The sequence below is a fragment of the Acidaminobacter sp. genome, assembly GCF_030247605.1.
Classification (GTDB): domain Bacteria; phylum Bacillota; class Clostridia; order Peptostreptococcales; family Acidaminobacteraceae; genus Acidaminobacter.
Genome location: NZ_JAOTSB010000015.1, coordinates 23,594 through 41,994, shown reverse-complemented (window position 1 = coordinate 41,994; position 18,401 = coordinate 23,594). Strand labels below are relative to the sequence as shown.

Here is an 18,401-nt window from a genome sequence, read left to right as displayed (position 1 = left end):
TATGAGTTGGATAGGCGGAAAGAAATCCATGAGGGAACTGATTGTTTCACTCTTTCCGCTTTATTATGAAAGGTATATTGAAGTATTCGGAGGTGGTGGCTGGGTTCTATTTCATAAACCACCGGGCAATGATTTTGAAGTCTACAATGACTTCAATAGTTTGCTTGTCAATTTATACCGATGTGTCAGGGATCAATATGAAGAACTTCAAAATGAGCTGAAGTATGTTTTAAATTCCAGAGAGGATTTTGATGAAGTCAAAGCAGTGCTTGATAAGGCGTATGTTGAAAATGATATCAAACGTGCAGCGTGTTTTTATCAACTAATCAGATACAGCTATGCATCGGGGCTTACAAGTTTCGGTAGCCAGCCACATGATATCAGAAGCAATTTTCCTATCATAGAGCAAGCTCACCGAAGACTTGCTAAAGTCGTCATCGAAAATAAAGATTTTGAAAAGTTGATAAGGCAATATGATCGCCCTGTCAGCTTTTTTTATTTGGATCCACCGTACTTCGACACCGAAAAATACTACAAGAATGTCGGTGAAGGTGGTTTTCAAAAGGAAGATCACATCAGACTCAGAGATACACTGCTTGGCATCGAAGGGAAATTTCTTCTCTCTTACAACGACTGCGAGTATATCAGAGAACTGTATGATGCCCCTGGCATTATGATCGAAAGTTACAACCGAATCAATAACATCAAGCAACGATATGATAACGGCGCTCAGTTCCCAGAGATACTCATTGCTAATTATGACATGCACGAACGTGAGCGAGATGGCTCGGGACAAATGAATTTATTTGATATCAATAACGAACTAAACAAGGAGGAAATCAGCTTATGAAAAAATCAGAGCAAAAGGTCAAAGGTTTTCTGTGCCTTCCCATTACAGAATCAGCAGAAAGAAAAATTGGTGATGTTGGAATGCTCGAAGCAACCATTATCAAAAGTGGTGTAGTGCTTACCAAATCTGAAATGACAGTGATGGATGTATTAGAAACCATTGAGGGACTTGAAGAAATACTCAAAGAATTGTACAACGCTCTCGTTGGTGCAACAGGCATTTGCTGTGAGGACTGCGATCCAGCTGAAACAGAAGATGCAGTCGCAATCAAACTGCCAGATTTTATTCTTGAAGAAGCAGGCATTCCAAAAGACGCTAAGCTTTGTGCTTTCACAACGGAGGCGAGTGGTGAAGTAATGGTCATGGAGGCTGAATACAAACATGATCTCACCGATGTGCCTGAAGACATGCTTAGGCTACTTAATGACATTGGGGTTTGCTTATCTTGCCTCAATGAGTGTCTGATGACTGAAAGAATCATTTATGGGAAGTAGAAGTAACCAAAATCTTAAAACAGTTTATAGGGGTGGGCATGGGGCAATGGGAGGTGATGTAAATGGGCGGTATTGAAATGAAAAATGGACTGCTAATCTATTATGGGAATCCTGCAGGCTATGTCAAAGAAGATAGAGCGACAGTAGACACAATTTTTCAAAGTAAAGAATTCGAAGAGTGGCTTGCAGATAAAAAGTTCAATACAAATTGGACTGACGGCGTTTTCGAAAGGCTTTCTAAAGGTGAACAGTTAGGTGACTCATTAGAGCATAGCAGTCCCCTTAAAAACGTTCGAATCTGGCAGTTGAAGTCAGACTCAAATCTCGAACTGAGGTTCAGAGCCTATGATGAAGTACTGAAGGTATCAGGAGAACCGAGTAAAGATAATTACGATGTAGTCTTTGATGGAGGACTAGACACCAATAATCTTGAGTCTATCTATACAAAGTTCAACATGGACCATCCATCAGATTTTAAAGGACATTCTCTTTCAATTTCTGATGTGGTGGAGCTTTACGATGATAGCAGCAGTGAATTTCACTATGTGGACCAATTCGGATTCAAAGCAATTGAATTTGCTGATCAGTCACGCGAACAGGGCATGACACTTAGTATGTAAAACTAAAATTACGGAGGATTATCAATGAAGAGATTACTAAAGAAATCAAATGAGTTTGCTTTAAAACAGTTTATCAAGGCACAGACAGCCATGAGAAATAACAGAGGGGAAGGCTATATCGATACGGCAGTAAAAATTTTGATTGCAGTGGTCCTTGGCGCACTTCTCCTTGCAGGGCTCTACGCTTTGTTTGGCGATGTGGTCATGCCGACACTGACTCAAAGAATTAGAGACATGTTCAATTATGGTGGTAGCCCACATTAAGAGAGGAGCGATAAATCATGGGAAAAACAACAAGCAAGCAGAAAAAAGAAGAATCAGGCCTTCACTATGATGTGAAAATCCAAAGCATCAGACCAGAAGGGACCTTAAGAGCAACTGCAACCGTTAACATCAATAATGCTTTCGCTATCAGAGGTATCAAACTCATGGAAGGGTCAAAAGGATTATTTGTATCTATGCCAAGCTACAAAGCAGGTAATGGAGAATACAAAGACATCTGCTTTCCTTGTACCACCGAGTCTAGAAAAGAGTTTGATCAAGCCGTTCTAAATGCCTATGAACAAGCATTGACTCAGGGGCATGCACAGGAACAAAAGAATGAGCAAAAGCAGGAAGTACCTGAACAAAGTGATCCATCGCAAGAGATGACGATGTAAATAAAAAATGAAAGATGAGGTTAAATCATATGAAGAGAATCATGAGAAAAGTAAGCAATGAAATAATGTCAAAAGTAGTTTTAACAAAAGCTGCAATCAGCAACAACCAAGGTGAAGGCTACATCGATACAGCGGTCAAAATTCTGATTGCAGTAGTACTTGGCGCTCTACTTCTTGCAGGGCTTTATGCTTTGTTTGGTGATGTGGTTATGCCCACCCTTGAGCAAAGAATCAGGAATATGTTCAACTATGCCGGGTAGCAGCATCGTTCAAGCGGTGCTGTTTTTCTGCTTGATGGGATGTGCAGTCTATACAGATATCAAGAAAAGAGAAATACCAACGGCCATTTGGTCGTTGGTTGCACTGATATCAATACTAGATTTTAAGATTGTTCATCTATTTGGCATAATGGCAGCACTCCCATTACTCTTTGCAGCTATGGTGAGTCCATCAGGGATTGGTGGTGGAGATATTAAGCTTGTAGCTGTAGTCAGTCTTGTTATTGGCTTTTGGAAAGCATTGATTGGTATGGCCATTGGACTGAGTCTAGTGATCATTTTTCACGGAACAGTAAAACTGATTTATAGAATCTCGAGCAAGGAGTATGGGCGCAGGGCATATCCGCTAGCGCCTTTTCTCGCTCTTGGCTATGTATGTGTCTATTTCTTATAAAGGAGATGGTGAAAGTGTTTGTAAAAGGACAAAGATTTGAAACGAGCTATAACCATGAAACCTATGCGTATGCAGGCAAGTGGTCAGGATCTATGGTACTTGCTCCTGAAAATGATGAGAATGCAGAGGTGCTCATCTATACAGAGAATGAAGTTAACGAACTGATTGAGACTGGCGAATTAAAGCTGATCACAGGTCAGGAAATGGTGATGCGGTAATAATCTAAAGAAAAGAATCCATAAAAATCGGAGGTACGTATGAATCTATTTAAAAACAGAATGGTTGTTGGGGTGTTTTGCATTGTGCTTTCACTCCTCATTTGCTTTGGCATAACGCCGTTATTCAATAAAGGCATCAGTCAAAAGACGGATATTGTCCGTGTAATAAAAGAAATCAAGGCAGGGGAACAAATTACTAAGGATATGGTTCAGAACGTTGAAGTCGGTGGGTACAATCTCCCAACAGATGTCATGCGATCAAAAGAAACAGTAGTTGGAAGCTATGCACTTGCTGATTTATCCATTGGCGATTATATCTTGAATGTAAAAGTTTCAAAATCACCGGCTGCTGAAAATGCTTATTTGTATAATCTGGATGGCAGTAAACAAGCCATGTCCATTACCATTAAAAGCTTTGCAAATGGTCTTTCAGGTAAGCTTCAAAGTGGTGATATTGTATCAGTTATTGCGCCTGATTATAAAAAACTTGGGGCGACTGTTATTCCACCAGAGCTTAAATATGTAGAAGTCGTATCGGTGACTGCTTCAAGCGGTTACGATGCCAATACAGGAGAGAAGAAGACGAATGAGGACGAAAGGGAATTGCCTTCAACCGTTACACTGCTTGTAACTCCAGAACAGGGTAATATACTAGCAAGTCTTGAGTCTGATGGAAAGACCCATCTATCACTTGTATATCGTGGTGAACCGTTAAATGCGAAGAAGTTCCTTGATATACAATCAAAGGTTCTTTCAGATGCATATCCAAAGAGCACAACAGCTGATAAATCTGAGAAAAATGAATCTGAAGTTTTAAATCAGGTTGGTGAGGTGGAGTAAAATGATTAACTTTAAAAAGAATTCAATCTTCTCCCGTGATGCCAAAGAAGAATCGGTAAAAGAAGAGATCCTCCATGGCGGCGTTCTTGCTGTTTGGGGGAGTCCTGGATCAGGGAAAACAACAACAGCAGTTAAACTAGCTAAGTATCTTGCGGATAAAAAGAAAAATGTCATTTTAGTGCTCTGTGATATGACTGCACCGATGCTACCTTGTATTTGTCCGCCATCAGATTTGGAATGTGAAAAATCCCTTGGAAGTATTCTATCTGCAACACATGTGACCGAACCGTTGGTGAAATACAACATGATCACCCACAAGAAGATGGCGTATCTAACGATGATTGGCATGCTGAAAGGCGAAAATGAGTATACCTATGCTTCGTATTCAAAAGTACAAGCGTTGGAATTCATTGAATCGCTAAGAAGAATTGCGCCGTTTGTCATCATTGACTGCAGCAGCTATATTGCCAATGACATTTTATCAGCTGTTTCGCTTCTTGAATGTGATAGCGTCCTCAGGCTTGCCAATTGTGATTTAAAATCTATAAGTTATCTCTCCAGTCAGCTGTCACTCTTGCAAAATAGCAACTGGGATATGGACAAACAGTACAAAGTCGCTTCCAATGTCAAATCCAATCACGGTATAGAGCATATGGCCGGGGCGCTTGGGACTGTTTCATTTAAACTGCCAAATTCTGAAGAAGTTGAAGAGCAGACGCTCTCAGGAAATTTACTTGCTGACCTGACACTTAAAAACAGCAGGGAGTTCAGAAAAGAAATTGAAAAAATTGCAAAGGAGGTGTTCGGATGTTAGATAATCAAGAGGTATTAGGCATTGAACCAATGGAAAAACGAATGGAAGAACTGATGAACACCTCGAGTAAACATAAGAAAAACAAGGAGCTGGGTACTGAAAATCGTACCCACTCCTTATTTTTTGCCCCAGAGTCAGAGAAAAAAGATTTTCAAACGGTGCTCAAAGAAGTGCAAGAATTCATCTCAAGTAATTATTCGGTTTTGATTACTGATCAGGGATTGGAAGATGCCAAAGCGCAGATGAAACGCTACATCAGCAATTATGTCATGAATGAAAGAATTGCAGTTAAGGGCATGGATGGACAGGAACTGGTGGATGTCCTATATACCGAGATGGCTGAGTATGGTTTTCTGACAAAATACATCTTTGGGAAAGGCATTGAAGAGATAGATATCAACTCATGGAAGGATATCGAAGTGCAATACTCTGATGGGCGAAATGAAAAATTAAAGGAACACTTCGATTCGCCTGAACATGCCATCAATGTCATTAGAAGAATGCTTCACGTCTCTGGGATGGTCCTTGATAACGCAAGCCCTGCAGTCCTTGGACATCTTTCAAAGAATATCCGAATTGCTGTCCTTAAAACGCCACTTGTGGATGAAGACGTTGGCATTGCAGCATCTATCCGAATTGTTAATCCTCAAAGTATGAAGAAAGAGGATTTTGTCAGGAGTGGTACAGCAACGGAAGAGATGCTCGACTTCCTGTCCAACCTCATCCGCTACGGCATTTCTGTTTGCGTAGCAGGAGCAACAAGCTCTGGTAAAACAACGGTCCTTGGATGGCTACTGACAACCATCCCAAACAATAAGAGAATCTACACCATTGAAAATGGATCCCGTGAGCTTGATTTGATCCGTCATGATGAGGGGAAGGTCGTCAATTCAGTGATTCATACCATCACTCGTGACAGTGAGAATGAAAAACAAAGAGTCGACCAAATCATGCTTCTTGATATGGCACTTAGGTTTAACCCTGATATTGCAGTAGTTGGTGAAATGCGTGGTGCTGAAGCAAACGCGGCTCAGGAGGCCGCTCGAACAGGTATTGCGGTACTTACAACAATTCATGCCAACTCTTGTGAAGCAACCTACCGAAGGATGGTATCCCTTTGTAAACGTGCGGTGGATATGTCAGATGACACGCTTATGGGATATGTAACAGAAGCCTATCCAATCGTGGTCTTTTGCAAACAGCTTGAAAACAAGCAACGAAAGATGATGGAGATCATGGAATGCGAAATTCTACCGGATGGATCCAGGAGTTATCGTGCACTGTTTCAGTACATCATTACTGAAAATCGAATGGATGAGCAAGGCAAATTTATCATTGAGGGAACACATAAACAGGAGTGCACTATATCTGAGAGCCTTTCAAAACGACTCCTTGAAAATGGAATGCCTATTGAAATGATCAATCGCATGAAACGAAGGGAAGTGACTTAGAGATGAATGTAATACTACTAATAGCCTGTATCGGAATGATAACGGGCTTTTTTATACTCTTATCGTTATCACCAATGGAATTTACAGATAGCGTTTTTAAAAACATTTTGAACAAACCGCGCAGTATCAAAGAAGAAATAAATGAAATAACCAAACGAAAGAAAGTGTCTTACTTTAGACGAGAAGTCATTGAAGTGCAGTCAATATTGAAGCTGACTGGGCGAGAAGGATGGTTTCCAATGATCTGCGCAGTGTCGCTATTTCTTTTTGCCATTGGAAGCGGCATTGCAATTGTGCTTGGCAATTTCTTTTCAGTGCCTGTACTTGGCATCGGTTTTATGCTTCTACCGTTTTGGTATGTGAGGCTGACACAGACCCATTTTAAAAGGGATATTGCAGCTGAACTTGAAACAGCTCTGTCGATCATCACGACAGCGTACCTAAGAAATGAAGATATTGTGACTGCGGTAGAAGAAAACATCGACTATCTGAATCCGCCAGTTCTGTCTGTATTCAAAGGTTTCGTCTATCGCATTAAGATGATCAACCCAGACATTGCAGCAGGTTTGGAGGACATGAAAGTACAGCTTGAAAACGCTGTGTTTCGTGAGTGGTGCGATGCTTTAATTGCATGCCAGATTGATAGAAACCTAAAAACCACACTGACACCCATTGTATCAAAGCTTTCTGATATGCGAGTGGTAAATGGTGAGCTAGAAAACATGGTTTTTGAACCAAGAAAAGAATTTATCTCTATGCAGCTCTTAGTGGTTGGCAACATACCGCTATTATATTTTTTGAACAAAGACTGGTATAACGCTTTAATGCATACACCTCTTGGCCAGATTATTCTAGCCATCTGTTTTGCTGCTATCTTCATTTCGGCAGCATTTGTTATTAAGCTGACACAGCCCATTGAGTATAGGAGGTAGGCAGAAATGATGATATTGATTGTGTTATTTGGACTTCTGTTTGCCGTGGGTCTATTCTTCATACTAGCTGAGGTATTCAAGCTTCCAAGGCTTGCAACGGGGAAAGCCATGATCTCTGCAGTGAGTCAGAATAAGGGTAAGGCGAAAAATCTGGATGTTTTGATTGGCAGTTTGTCGGTGAAGATTGCCAAACATCTTCCTATGGATGAATACAAAAAAAGCAGGATGAAAAATACTTTGAAAGCCGCAGGAATGAGCCAAAGCCCAGAAGAATTCATGGCGTTCGCACTTGTTAAGGCTTTACTTGTGGCGATTAATGTTATTCCATGCCTTCTGGTTTTGCCGTTACTTGCTCCTGTTTTGATGTTCCTTGCTGTGATGATCTACTTTAAAGAAATTAAAAAGGCAGATGAAAAACTGTCTGCCAAAAGAGAAAAAATTGAATCCGAACTGCCAAGATTTGTGGCTACGATTACACAAGAATTAAAAGCGAGCAGGGATGTCCTTGGAATACTTGAGAACTTTAAGAAAAATGCTGGGGAGGAGTTTGGAAATGAACTGGACGTTTTAACGGCGGATATGCGGTCCAGCAGTTATGAAGCTGCTTTGACAAGATTTGAGGCAAGAATCAATTCACCTATGCTATCAGATATCACAAGAGGATTAATTGGTGTTCTTAGAGGTGACGAAGGTGGCGTATATTTTCAAATGCTTGCTCATGATATGAAACAACTGGAACTTCAAAGACTGAAGGCACAGGCGATGAAAATACCACCTAAAATTCGAGTGTTCAGCTTCATCATGCTCATGTGTTTTCTCATGACCTACATGGCAATTATTGTGTATGAAATTCTACGTTCCCTTGGTGGAATGTTCTAGGGAGGAGGTATCGTGTGAAGCATTTATTAAAAAGCAACCGTGGTGAAGGATACATTGATGTGGTAGTACTTGTCCTTTGTGCAATGCTCGTGATTGCGCTAGCGGTTAAGGTATTTCCTGCCTACATCATCAAACAGCAGGTGGACACCTTTGCCGTAGAGCTAATGAGAGAAGCAGAAATTGCTGGAAGAGTGGGAACAGAAACTACCCAAAGAGAACTGATTTTAAGAGAAAAAACTGGAATTATCCCAACGATTGTATGGTCAAAATCAGGTCAGATTCAGCTCAACGAGGAAATAACAGTGACTGTGACTTATCCGATTAACATAGGACTGTTCGACGGTTTTGGATCTTTCCCGATTACCCTCAGAGCTGATGCTGCAGGAAAGGGGGAAGTTTATTGGAAGTGAAAAGAGTACTGTCAAACAACAGGGGCAGTGGTTTTCCACTGGCAGTTGCCATCACGCTGTGCTTGGTTATGATTTTCACTGGAATCTCTGAATATTTCAGGCTCATGATTGTTGCACAAGGTGTCCGTGATGCACTTCAGTCAGCTGTTATTTCAACAGTCAGTGACAATTATGACGATGTATATCATGGTGTTCGTGAAGGGTACTCAGGTGGGTATCAACCTATTGATTCGGATTTTGAAGAGTCCTTCGATTATGGGGATATTTATGATCGATTAGATGGCATTCTCGGTTTGAATCAACTTGGCTATGACCATATAAAAATAACCAACGAAGGTAAAACAGAGTTCAAAATATGGGATTTGAACGTTGATATTCAAAATGCGCCACTGGCTAGCGGAGATATCCATCAGCAAAGGTTTAATGTGGATAGTTCCATCATGCTTGAAGTACCTGTATCATTTGGTGGAAAACTTCTGCCACCCATGATAATTAAGGTCAAAAACAGCGCTGGTTATACCCCAAAATTTTAGACTCTAAGAACTTGTCAAATTATAGTAGACTGTTCAAAAAGCTTGTGCTAGGGTGAGGTTTAAGAGGGACAATACTTTAAAAATTAAGGAGGCATTTCTCATGAAAAATATGAATGATAAAACGAAGAAAAGAGTAGTACTGGCTTGCGGTCTTGTGATCAGCGTGGCACTTATTGTGATGATCGGGGCTAGATTTACGGAAGCACCAGTGGCCGAGGAGGTCAATAAAGCACAAAACACTGAAATCAGTGAAGTTGTCGTAGAAAATCCAAATGGTGTAGAAACAAATAAAAATGACGAGGTCAAGGTCGAGCCAATCGAAGTGCCAAAAGAAACTCAAGTGGATAGTGGTGCAGACGATACAGGAACAGACCAAAAAATTCAAGGTGATGTTCCCGATAAACCAACTTATACTGAAGAACAACTGACTGATCCGACACAAAAGCCTGACGGCGAAAAAGTAGATCCACCAAAATCAGAAGATAAGAATCCTACAACGACTACAACACCAAAGCCAAATAAACCGGTAACGACTACGGAACAGAAACCTTCTGGTGGATTACCTGGATTTGATAGTGTGCCAGATGGTGGAGCGAATCAAGTGATTAACGGAGAAAGCGATGGAGATATCAACAAAGAAGTTGGATCGATGGATTAAGAATAGTAGCAAATGAGGGCACTGCATATAGCGGTGCTTTTTCTTTTGCAGAAAGGAGCACAAATGAAAAAAATAGCTACAAGCGTTTTGATGATTCTGATGATATTCAGTCTATTGGTACCAGTGAATGCATTTGCTGATGGGGACGGAAACATCGATACAGGTGGTGGAGACATGGGTTCGGGAACAAGTACCAACGTATGGAATCCCGGGAATGAAGGCGTTAGGGTTACTGTTGTTCGTAGCAGTGATCACGCAGTTGTAACTACACCGATTGATATTACAAACAAGCAACCCAGTGCGTCCATTTATCACTTTGGTAAAGTGAGTAAAGTCCAATACAGTAGCGGTAGAGCACTGTCGCCAGTAAAAGGTGGATATACTAGTGTGAAACCATCTCTGAGCATGCCTAAGATTATCAGTACGAGCGGAAAAAATAATATAACAGCTATTAAAAAATACTTCTGTTCGGAGTATCTAGTCAAGTTGATTACCAATCAGACAGGTATGAACTATGACGTTTTAGTCAGTGGCGATTATAAATTACTCCTTGAACCGATGGCATATTACAAATTTGAAGGGGTTATGATTGCAACTACTGCGACTGAAGCCGCCATGTATGATGAGAAAGTAAACGGTTTACTAAGAAAACGTATGGTCTCGTTGACTCATAAAAACTTGCCACTAGCCATGTTCTTAGAAGTTGCGGATTTAGGATATCCTGCGTGGAGTGGTAGCACGACAACACCAGCTACAAATGCAAATATTAAATCCTCATTAGGACTTGGTTTAGTCAGGTATAAGGATGAGCCAACCGAAGCACCAGTAGTAAGTGCTAATGATTATGAATACCGAGTCAACACTGATGTCATCACAGCGGTTACAGTTAGTGGTGGTCAATCGGATCCAGATCACCCAACGCGGGTCAGTTTTAGCATTGAAGGAACTACCTATAACGTTGGAAATGTATTTTATCCGAGTGGTGATTCACAATTGGCATGGGTCAAATGGAGGACGCCTTTAGAACCAAATAACATGACCATACAAGTAACTGTAAGTGGTCCCGGAAATACTTCGAAATCAACGATTCATGTTAAAATCATTGACCTTGATAAGAATCCGCCACCAAATCCTGTAGCAGATGATAGGAACGATGAGTTCACATTTTCATCAGTACCTGCAAGACAAGAAATGACAAGGGCAGATTGGAGTATTTGGCGCCCTTGGTGGTTTGCATACTGGGTCGATGAAGGTCATTGGGAGAGAGACTCATGGACGGATAGCGAGGGACACTCGCACTCGAGTAGTTATTGGGTATCCAATTGGGTTGATCGAGGATGGTGGGAATTTAACCTTGATCAATATTATGCTACTTTTTCATCGAACATGAGTATCAAATGCGACAGTAAAAACCCAACCGCAAATGGCAGAACAATGAAAAGTGGATACGGAATCAATGAATCTGTAACTGCATCAATCATCAGTAACCAAAGCACCGCAATCACACATCCTCAGAATGCAGTGGCTTATTTTCCAGAGTTTCAGTACAAAACTTACTGGAGGCTACTTGAAAAAATTCAAAGTGGATCAACGGCAAGATTTGAGTATAAGAGGAATCCATATAGCACTTACAATAACCGAACACACTTCACACCTATATGGATGCCTGATGGAAACTACACAGTGAATACTTGGGTCATCGATGCATGGACTCCTGTTGGGATGTTATCCATGAACCTAATGGACTCGTTAACAATCAGGGGCAACCTTTGGAATGACTGGCACATTGCACCGCTAAAACCTTAGTTAAAAACAAGAGAGGTGGAAAATCTAAATGAAAAAATATAAAAAAATAGCAGTGATTATCTGCATGGTATTACTGCTGACATTAATGTTTAGTACCACAGCCTTTGCAGGTGGTACTGGAGATGTTGCAGGAGCAATTGAGAGCACTTGGACTGATGCCTCTGGGCAAATCAAAACCGTTGTGAACAAGGTAGTCTTTCCGGCAATCGACCTTATTCTAGCGGTTTTTTTCTTTGCTAAACTTGGGATGGCATACTTTGACTATCGGAAACACGGACAATTTGAATGGGCAGCGCCGGCCATTTTATTTGCGTGTCTTGTTTTCACATTAACTGCCCCAACATATATTTGGAAAATACTTGGGATATAGGAGGCCTTGTCTATGAACTTTTTTGAACAGGAACTAAAAAGATTTTTCGCAAAGGATCACGCATTCGATGATGTCAAATTCATAGGAAAAGCCTGCTATGGTACTTTGGGTGAGAAAACTAGAATGAAACTTGAATTTGTTACTCTAGGTACCTATCAGAAATATGAGGGAATCAAGGCGACAGTCATTGATAAAAATGATGGCGTCATTGACACACTCACTTTGAAGTTTTCAGATGTTTGGGGAAAGAAAAAACTCAACAATCCTAACTTTAGAGATGGAATAGAGCCATACGTCTGGATTTATAACGAAAAAGTGGAGTGGTATGCCTACGAGCCAACAAATTCTGATTACAAAGTAATGGCTGAATCAGTGAGTGACTATGCTGAGCTATTCAAAGAGCAGACACAGGAGATAAAAAACAGTTATTCTCTAAATCAACAAATGTAATAAAGAGAGGCATGTCGTGATAAAAACGGCATGCCTTTTCACTTTGATGGAAAGGAGGTTGCTGTCAAATGTTTATTTGGGATTTTGTAATGGGTGATGTCATGGATCAGATTATTGACTGGTTCTATGGTCACCTCGTTGGTTTTCTGGGAGATTTCTTTGCCCAGATGGGCAACATGGGTGTTGAGCTTTTTGATATGACATGGGTGCAAAGCATTGTGCTTTTTTTTACTTATCTTGCTTGGATACTGTATGTGGTGGGGTTAGTTGTGTCTTGCTTTGAAACAGGAATTGAGTATCAATCAGGAAGAGGAAGTGTCAAAGATGCTGCGCTTAATGCCATCAAAGGATTTATGGCAGTGAGTCTTTTCACAACTGTACCGATTGAACTCTACAAGCTATCAGTAACGCTACAAAGCAGTTTAACTGCAGGCATTACGGGTCACAATAGCGGCGTTGGAGATCTTGCAAATGCAATTATTGGGGAACTGGGAAACATCAGTGATGTTTCAAGCGTAGGCAGTTCAGGTGTTTTCGGTGGACTTTCTACGATAACGAGTCCTATTATGGCTCTTTTTATTATTATCCTCATGGGATATGCAGTCGTGAAAGTGTTCTTTGCAAACCTTAAAAGAGGTGGAATCCTGCTCATACAGATAGCTGTAGGAAGTCTTTATATGTTCTCGGTGCCAAGAGGATATATAGATGGATTTATTCAGTGGATAAAGCAAATCATTGGTCTGTGCCTCACGACTTTTTTGCAGGCAACAATACTGACTGCAGGGCTAATGGTGGTAAAAGATAACGCGCTCCTCGGTCTTGGACTCATGTTATCAGCTGGAGAAGTACCAAGAATCGCGGGTGCCTTTGGTCTAGATACATCAACAAAAGCCAATGTGATGAGTGCGGTTTACACCGCTCAAGCAGCCGTTAATACAACTAGAACGATAGCACAGGCTATACCAAAATAAAAAAGAGGAGGAGTGATAGATGTACATGTACCCTGACAACCTGAAAGCTAAAGCCACACTTTGGCTTTGGGAACTAAAAGATATAGGCATTATTGGAGTGGGACTTCTGATATCTGTATTTGCGCTTTCACAGACTGGAATCCTGCTTCCTATAGTGTTAACAGCAGTTTATGCCTTTTTAGCAATCCGATTTGAGGACACGAGTATTTTGGATTTTATCTGTTATGCTTGTGCCTTTTTTATTTTAAAGCAGCAAATGTATGAATGGAGGTTGTAGATTTGAAAAATAATCGTCAGAAAGAAAAACAAAAGCAGTCTACTAGGGAGCTCATAGGGATTAATGAAATCACGGACTATAGCATTAAAACGGCATATGGGGAACTAGTCTATTTCATCATTCATCCAACAAACATTTCTGTTTTATCTGAATCAACAGTCAGTGCAAGGATCTATGCCCTCATGACTGTGCTTAAAGGAATTGCTGAGATTGAAATGCTTTGTCTAAACTCGAAAGAGAACTTTGATGAAAACAAGCAATACCTGAAAAAAAGAATGGAAGAAGAATCAAATCCAGTGATTAGAAAACTACTTCAAATGGACAGTACGAATCTCGACCGAATGCAGGTTCAAATGGCTACTGCTAGGGAGTTTCTAATTATTATTAGATTAAACAGAGGCGATGAGAAAGGTCAGAAAGATAATACTTCAGATGTGTTTCCATATCTATCAAGAATTGAAAAAAGCCTTAAGGATCAAGGCTTTACTGCAAGACGAGCAGACAATGCTGACATAAAGCGATTACTCGGAGTCTACTACGAGCAGAATGTAACGACTGAGAAGTTTGAGGATTATGATGGCGAAAGGTGGGTGATTATCGGTGAGTAAAAAAAGAAGTGAGAAGTTGTCCAGTTATGATAGTGAAAAAATAAAAGCCTTTGTCGACATGATTGCTCCATCAGTCATCAAATTCAACGTGGACCATTTCATCTGCGGCAACACATTCCGCTGTGTTTGGGCACTTCGAGAGTATCCGACAAGCACCAATGAGCAAGCAATTCTTAGACACTTGGGAGAGAAAGATGGCGTTACATTACGTATCTATACAAGACAGGTGACAACAACAGAGGAAAAGAAAATCATTCATAATGCAGCCAACAAGAACCGAATGCATTCCACAAGCACGAATGATCTTCAGCAAACCGTCACAGCCGTAAGCAACCTTCAAGATGTGGTTACCTTGGTATCTACCATGCATCGAAATAGAGAACCACTGATTCACTGTGCTGTTTATATTGAACTTACTGCTAGTGATATGGATGGCTTAAAGCTCTTGCAGACGGATGTTCTGACTGAGCTCGTAAGGAGCAAATTGAATGTGGATCGGTTGATGCTTAGACAGCAGCAGGGTTTGATGTGTGTTGGGCCAACGGGTAGAAATGTGTTCGGCTGTCAGTATGAAAGGGTGCTTCCGGCATCATCAGTCGCCAATTTATATCCCTTCAACTATTCGGGGAAGACCGATAGTAATGGCTTTTATTTAGGCAGAGACAAATATGGATCCAATGTCATTGTAGATTTTGACAAGAGAGATGATGACAAAACCAATCCGTGTATCCTCATCTTGGGGAACTCCGGGCAGGGCAAGAGCTATCTCTTGAAACTCATTTTGTGCAACATTTTGGAATCAGGCAAGAATGTCATCTGCCTTGATCCTGAGCATGAGTATGTGGAGCTCGCTGATAACATCGGTGGATGCTTTGTAGATTTGATGTCTGGTGAGTACATGATCAATCCGCTTGAACCCAAAACATGGGATGAGGGTGGATCGCCACAAGATAAGGATGCACCCATTTCTTTTAGACAGGCAACAAAACTCAGTCAGCATATTTCATTCTTAAAAGACTTCTTTAGATGCTATAAGGATTTTGATGATAAGCATATTGATGTCATTGAAATTATGCTTGGCAAGCTATATAGCAAGTGGAACATCAGTGACAATACCAATTTTAAAAGCTTAAGCTCCAATGACTATCCAATCCTATCAGATCTTTATCAGTTGATTGAAGAAGAATATCAAAACTATGATAAAGGCAAATTTCAACTGTACACGACAGAACTGCTTCAAGAAATACTCCTTGGGCTCCACTCCATGTGTCAGGGGGCTGAAAGCAAATTCTTTAATGGACACACCAACATCTCATCGAATCGCTTCATAGTGTTTGGTGTGAAAGGTCTACTTCAAGCAAGTAAAAATGTGAAAAATGCTTTGCTTTTCAACATACTGTCCTTCATGAGCGACAAACTTTTGACGGAAGGCAATACAGCTGCCGGGATAGATGAACTCTATCTGTTCCTGACCAATCTCACTGCAATTGAATATATAAGAAACTTTATGAAACGTGTGCGTAAGAAAGAATCATCGGTTATTCTAAGTTCTCAAAACCTTGAAGATTTCAATATCGAAGGGATTAGAGAACTGACAAAACCGCTGTTTTCCATCCCAACGCATGCGTTTTTATTTAATGCTGGCAATATCGACAAGCAGTTTTACATGGACACCTTGCAGTTAGAAGAATCAGAGTACAACCTCATTAAGTTCCCTCAACGTGGTGTCTGCTTATATAAGTGTGGGAACGAACGATATAACCTTGCCGTACATGCCCCGGCATATAAAGAAAAACTGTTTGGAAAGGCAGGTGGAAGATAATGAATACCCAGAGAAATCTAGTGGAACTTAGAAAGAAGAAGGACGATATCATTGCTGACATGAAAGCTTGCATTACCTATACACCAGATCAAGTAAACGATCTGCTATGCCTAATGGAGCAATATATAAAAGCAGAGACTGAAGAACGGCAAAGGCTTATTGGCCAGATCAGAAGATGCATGGATGGAGAAATCTATGATAATCCTTTCGAAGCCTATTATTGTTATTCAATTGATGACATTGAAAGATTCGATCAGATCTTGAGCAGTTTCATTAATCAAAGTAAGGGCCTTGGCTATAGGCAACTTGAACTTGAAGTTGAAGTTCAACAGGTTGTAAAACAGCTGAATCATTTGAATGCTAGTTGCCGTGATGAGTTAATTGATCCTTACCGAAGAGAAAAGCTGCTAAATCTGTTTGAAGAAGTAGGAAAGCTTCTAAAAGTTGATGGAATCAAAGGAACAATCAATGATCACCGAACATGGTAAGGCGGTGACTTCATGGACCTACGAGATCAGAAATTTGGAATTGAAATTGAAATGACGGGCATTACAAGACAAAGAGCTGCCGAGGTGCTTTCAGAATATCTTGGCGGCTATACAGATTATGAGGGAGGTGGGTATGGCACTTATACTGTAGCTGATAGTGAAAACAGAAAGTGGAAACTGGTCAGTGATGCCAGCATTCAGTGCCAGAAAAAAGTGGGGAACCGCAAGCAGATTGCCGACCGAGATTACAGTGTTGAACTGGTAAGTCCGATTTGTAGGTATGAGGACATTGAAAAGATTCAGGAGATGATCCGAGTGCTTAGAGAGGCAGGGGCTTTCAGTAACAAATCATGTGGCATTCATATTCACATCAATGCAGCACCCTTTGAAGCGTATCAGCTCAGAAATTTGGTGAATATTATTGCTTCGAAAGAAGACATGGTCTACCGTGCTTTACAAGTGGATTCACAGAGAGAACGGCGATATTGCAAGAAAATCGATTCAGAGTTTCTCGAAAGCATGAACCGCCATAAGCCTAAAACTATAAGTCAGTTGCAGAACCTTTGGTACAAGGGGAACGATGGCAGCTATCAGCATTATCATGACAGTAGGTATCACTGCCTTAATCTTCATTCTGTCTTTCAAAAGGGAACGATTGAATTCAGAGCGTTTAATGGAGCTCTTCATGCAGGTAAGGCGAAAGCTTATGTTCAGTTCTGCATGGCAATTACAGCCCAAGCTTACAATCAACGCTCAGCGAGTCCTATCAAAACGGTATCAGACAATGAGAAATATACGTTCCGTGTTTGGCTACTTCGCCTTGGTCTTATCGGAGATGAATTTAAAACAGCACGAAAGCATCTGTTAGATCATCTTGAAGGGAACATCGCATGGAAATCCCCAGAACAGGCCATTGCACAGAAAGAAAGACTTCGAAAGAAAAAGGAGCTAGAGCTCATTGAACCTAGTGCATCAGTAATAAATCAAACAGAATATGTAGTCATTGAAGAAATTCAGCAGGAGGAAGAGTCTCCTGCTTTTTCTATGTCTATGGGAATGTAGGAGGAAAAATGCAGAAAGAAAAACTATATATCGCCTATGGTAGCAATATGAATTTGCCCCAAATGAAACAACGTTGTCCCACAGCAAAACCAGTGGGGACAACTGAAATCAAAGATTACGAACTGCTATTCAGAGGTTCTAAAACGGGTGCTTATGCAACGATAGAGCCAAAGGAAGGTAGCACTGTTCCTGCTATGATTTGGTCTGTTGGTCCAAAGGATGAAATTGCACTAGACCGATATGAAGGATATCCGAGATTTTATGACAAAGAAACTGTAGAACTTGAGGTAGATGGTGAGTCTGTGTCGGCTTTTGTCTATGTGATGACAGAAGGTCATTTGCTTGGTATTCCATCTGATTTCTATTTGAGAACCATTGAAGAAGGCTATCAGGCCGCAGGTTTTGATACGGAAATTCTAGAACGGGCAGTCGAGTATACCAAAGAACGAATGGAATCAGAGCAAGTTGAAGACTACGAACAAGATAATATGTATGGACTCGGGTGGTGGTGATAAAA

26 protein-coding genes are annotated in these 18,401 nt (G+C 40.8%); all 26 read left to right on the top strand.

Going from position 1 to position 18,401, the window contains the following annotated elements:
- Position 1: 1 nt before the first annotated feature.
- The 26 genes from OEL90_RS08645 (at position 2) to OEL90_RS08520 (ending at position 18,396) form a co-directional block, all read left to right on the top strand.
- Positions 2-850, top strand: a complete 849-nt coding sequence (locus tag OEL90_RS08645; RefSeq protein ID WP_300687980.1) for a DNA adenine methylase — start codon at positions 2-4, stop codon at positions 848-850.
- Entirely contained in the window at positions 847-1,344 is a 498-nt protein-coding gene (locus OEL90_RS08640) for a hypothetical protein (RefSeq protein ID WP_300687978.1), read from the top strand. Before OEL90_RS08645 ends, OEL90_RS08640 begins: the two co-directional genes overlap by 4 nt.
- Before the next feature lie 62 nt (positions 1,345-1,406).
- Positions 1,407-1,964: a YodL domain-containing protein gene (locus OEL90_RS08635; protein WP_300687977.1), complete on the top strand. Its 558-nt coding sequence runs from the start codon at positions 1,407-1,409 to the stop codon at positions 1,962-1,964.
- A gap of 24 nt (positions 1,965-1,988) precedes the next feature.
- Positions 1,989-2,228, top strand: coding sequence for a DUF6133 family protein (locus OEL90_RS08630; RefSeq protein WP_300687975.1), 240 nt, complete (start codon positions 1,989-1,991; stop codon positions 2,226-2,228).
- A gap of 17 nt (positions 2,229-2,245) precedes the next feature.
- Complete coding sequence (locus tag OEL90_RS08625; RefSeq protein ID WP_300687973.1) at positions 2,246-2,623, top strand: SpoVG family protein; 378 nt, start codon at positions 2,246-2,248, stop codon at positions 2,621-2,623.
- Positions 2,624-2,688: 65 nt separating this feature from the next.
- Positions 2,689-2,883, top strand: coding sequence for a DUF6133 family protein (locus tag OEL90_RS08620; protein ID WP_334305966.1), 195 nt, complete (start codon positions 2,689-2,691; stop codon positions 2,881-2,883).
- Positions 2,843-3,295: a prepilin peptidase gene (locus OEL90_RS08615; RefSeq protein WP_300687969.1), complete on the top strand. Its 453-nt coding sequence runs from the start codon at positions 2,843-2,845 to the stop codon at positions 3,293-3,295. The genes OEL90_RS08620 and OEL90_RS08615 overlap by 41 nt, the downstream gene beginning before the upstream one ends.
- A gap of 14 nt (positions 3,296-3,309) precedes the next feature.
- A complete protein-coding gene (locus tag OEL90_RS08610; protein WP_300687967.1) occupies positions 3,310-3,513 on the top strand; it encodes a hypothetical protein in 204 nt (67 codons plus the stop codon).
- 39 nt (positions 3,514-3,552) lie between these two features.
- Positions 3,553-4,353 carry a Flp pilus assembly protein CpaB gene (gene cpaB, locus OEL90_RS08605; RefSeq protein ID WP_300687965.1) on the top strand — a complete coding sequence of 267 codons (801 nt, stop codon included), beginning with the start codon at positions 3,553-3,555 and terminating at the stop codon, positions 4,351-4,353.
- Between the two features lies 1 nt (position 4,354).
- Positions 4,355-5,167, top strand: coding sequence for an AAA family ATPase (locus OEL90_RS08600; RefSeq protein WP_300687963.1), 813 nt, complete (start codon positions 4,355-4,357; stop codon positions 5,165-5,167).
- Entirely contained in the window at positions 5,161-6,618 is a 1,458-nt protein-coding gene (locus OEL90_RS08595) for a CpaF/VirB11 family protein (RefSeq protein WP_307730932.1), read from the top strand. The genes OEL90_RS08600 and OEL90_RS08595 overlap by 7 nt, the downstream gene beginning before the upstream one ends.
- 2 nt (positions 6,619-6,620) lie before the next feature.
- Positions 6,621-7,550 carry a type II secretion system F family protein gene (locus tag OEL90_RS08590; RefSeq protein WP_300687961.1) on the top strand — a complete coding sequence of 310 codons (930 nt, stop codon included), beginning with the start codon at positions 6,621-6,623 and terminating at the stop codon, positions 7,548-7,550.
- Between the two features lie 6 nt (positions 7,551-7,556).
- Positions 7,557-8,429: a secretion protein F gene (locus OEL90_RS08585; RefSeq protein ID WP_300687960.1), complete on the top strand. Its 873-nt coding sequence runs from the start codon at positions 7,557-7,559 to the stop codon at positions 8,427-8,429.
- A 14-nt stretch (positions 8,430-8,443) separates the two neighbouring features.
- Positions 8,444-8,839 carry a DUF4320 family protein gene (locus tag OEL90_RS08580; protein WP_300687958.1) on the top strand — a complete coding sequence of 132 codons (396 nt, stop codon included), beginning with the start codon at positions 8,444-8,446 and terminating at the stop codon, positions 8,837-8,839.
- A complete protein-coding gene (locus OEL90_RS08575; protein ID WP_331488123.1) occupies positions 8,836-9,372 on the top strand; it encodes a hypothetical protein in 537 nt (178 codons plus the stop codon). Before OEL90_RS08580 ends, OEL90_RS08575 begins: the two co-directional genes overlap by 4 nt.
- Before the next feature lie 100 nt (positions 9,373-9,472).
- Complete coding sequence (locus OEL90_RS08570; protein ID WP_300687954.1) at positions 9,473-10,030, top strand: DUF6550 family protein; 558 nt, start codon at positions 9,473-9,475, stop codon at positions 10,028-10,030.
- Positions 10,031-10,093: 63 nt separating this feature from the next.
- A complete protein-coding gene (locus tag OEL90_RS08565; RefSeq protein WP_300687952.1) occupies positions 10,094-11,836 on the top strand; it encodes a hypothetical protein in 1,743 nt (580 codons plus the stop codon).
- Between the two features lie 28 nt (positions 11,837-11,864).
- Entirely contained in the window at positions 11,865-12,206 is a 342-nt protein-coding gene (locus OEL90_RS08560) for a DUF3852 domain-containing protein (RefSeq protein ID WP_300687950.1), read from the top strand.
- Between the two features lie 12 nt (positions 12,207-12,218).
- Entirely contained in the window at positions 12,219-12,656 is a 438-nt protein-coding gene (locus tag OEL90_RS08555; protein WP_300687949.1) for a hypothetical protein, read from the top strand.
- Between the two features lie 68 nt (positions 12,657-12,724).
- Positions 12,725-13,627, top strand: a complete 903-nt coding sequence (locus OEL90_RS08550) for a conjugal transfer protein TrbL family protein (protein WP_300687947.1) — start codon at positions 12,725-12,727, stop codon at positions 13,625-13,627.
- 19 nt (positions 13,628-13,646) lie between these two features.
- On the top strand, positions 13,647-13,904 hold the full coding sequence (locus OEL90_RS08545; RefSeq protein ID WP_300687945.1) for a hypothetical protein: 258 nt from the start codon (positions 13,647-13,649) through the stop codon (positions 13,902-13,904).
- A gap of 2 nt (positions 13,905-13,906) precedes the next feature.
- On the top strand, positions 13,907-14,512 hold the full coding sequence (locus OEL90_RS08540) for a hypothetical protein (RefSeq protein ID WP_331488120.1): 606 nt from the start codon (positions 13,907-13,909) through the stop codon (positions 14,510-14,512).
- Positions 14,505-16,334 (top strand): VirB4 family type IV secretion system protein, encoded by a 1,830-nt coding sequence (locus OEL90_RS08535; RefSeq protein ID WP_331488119.1) that lies wholly within the window; start codon positions 14,505-14,507, stop codon positions 16,332-16,334. Before OEL90_RS08540 ends, OEL90_RS08535 begins: the two co-directional genes overlap by 8 nt.
- Entirely contained in the window at positions 16,334-16,822 is a 489-nt protein-coding gene (locus OEL90_RS08530; RefSeq protein WP_300687941.1) for a hypothetical protein, read from the top strand. The genes OEL90_RS08535 and OEL90_RS08530 overlap by 1 nt, the downstream gene beginning before the upstream one ends.
- A 12-nt stretch (positions 16,823-16,834) precedes the next feature.
- Positions 16,835-17,884, top strand: coding sequence for an amidoligase family protein (locus tag OEL90_RS08525; RefSeq protein WP_300687939.1), 1,050 nt, complete (start codon positions 16,835-16,837; stop codon positions 17,882-17,884).
- 8 nt (positions 17,885-17,892) lie between these two features.
- Positions 17,893-18,396 carry a gamma-glutamylcyclotransferase family protein gene (locus tag OEL90_RS08520; RefSeq protein ID WP_300687937.1) on the top strand — a complete coding sequence of 168 codons (504 nt, stop codon included), beginning with the start codon at positions 17,893-17,895 and terminating at the stop codon, positions 18,394-18,396.
- The last annotated feature ends 5 nt before the right edge of the window (positions 18,397-18,401 follow it).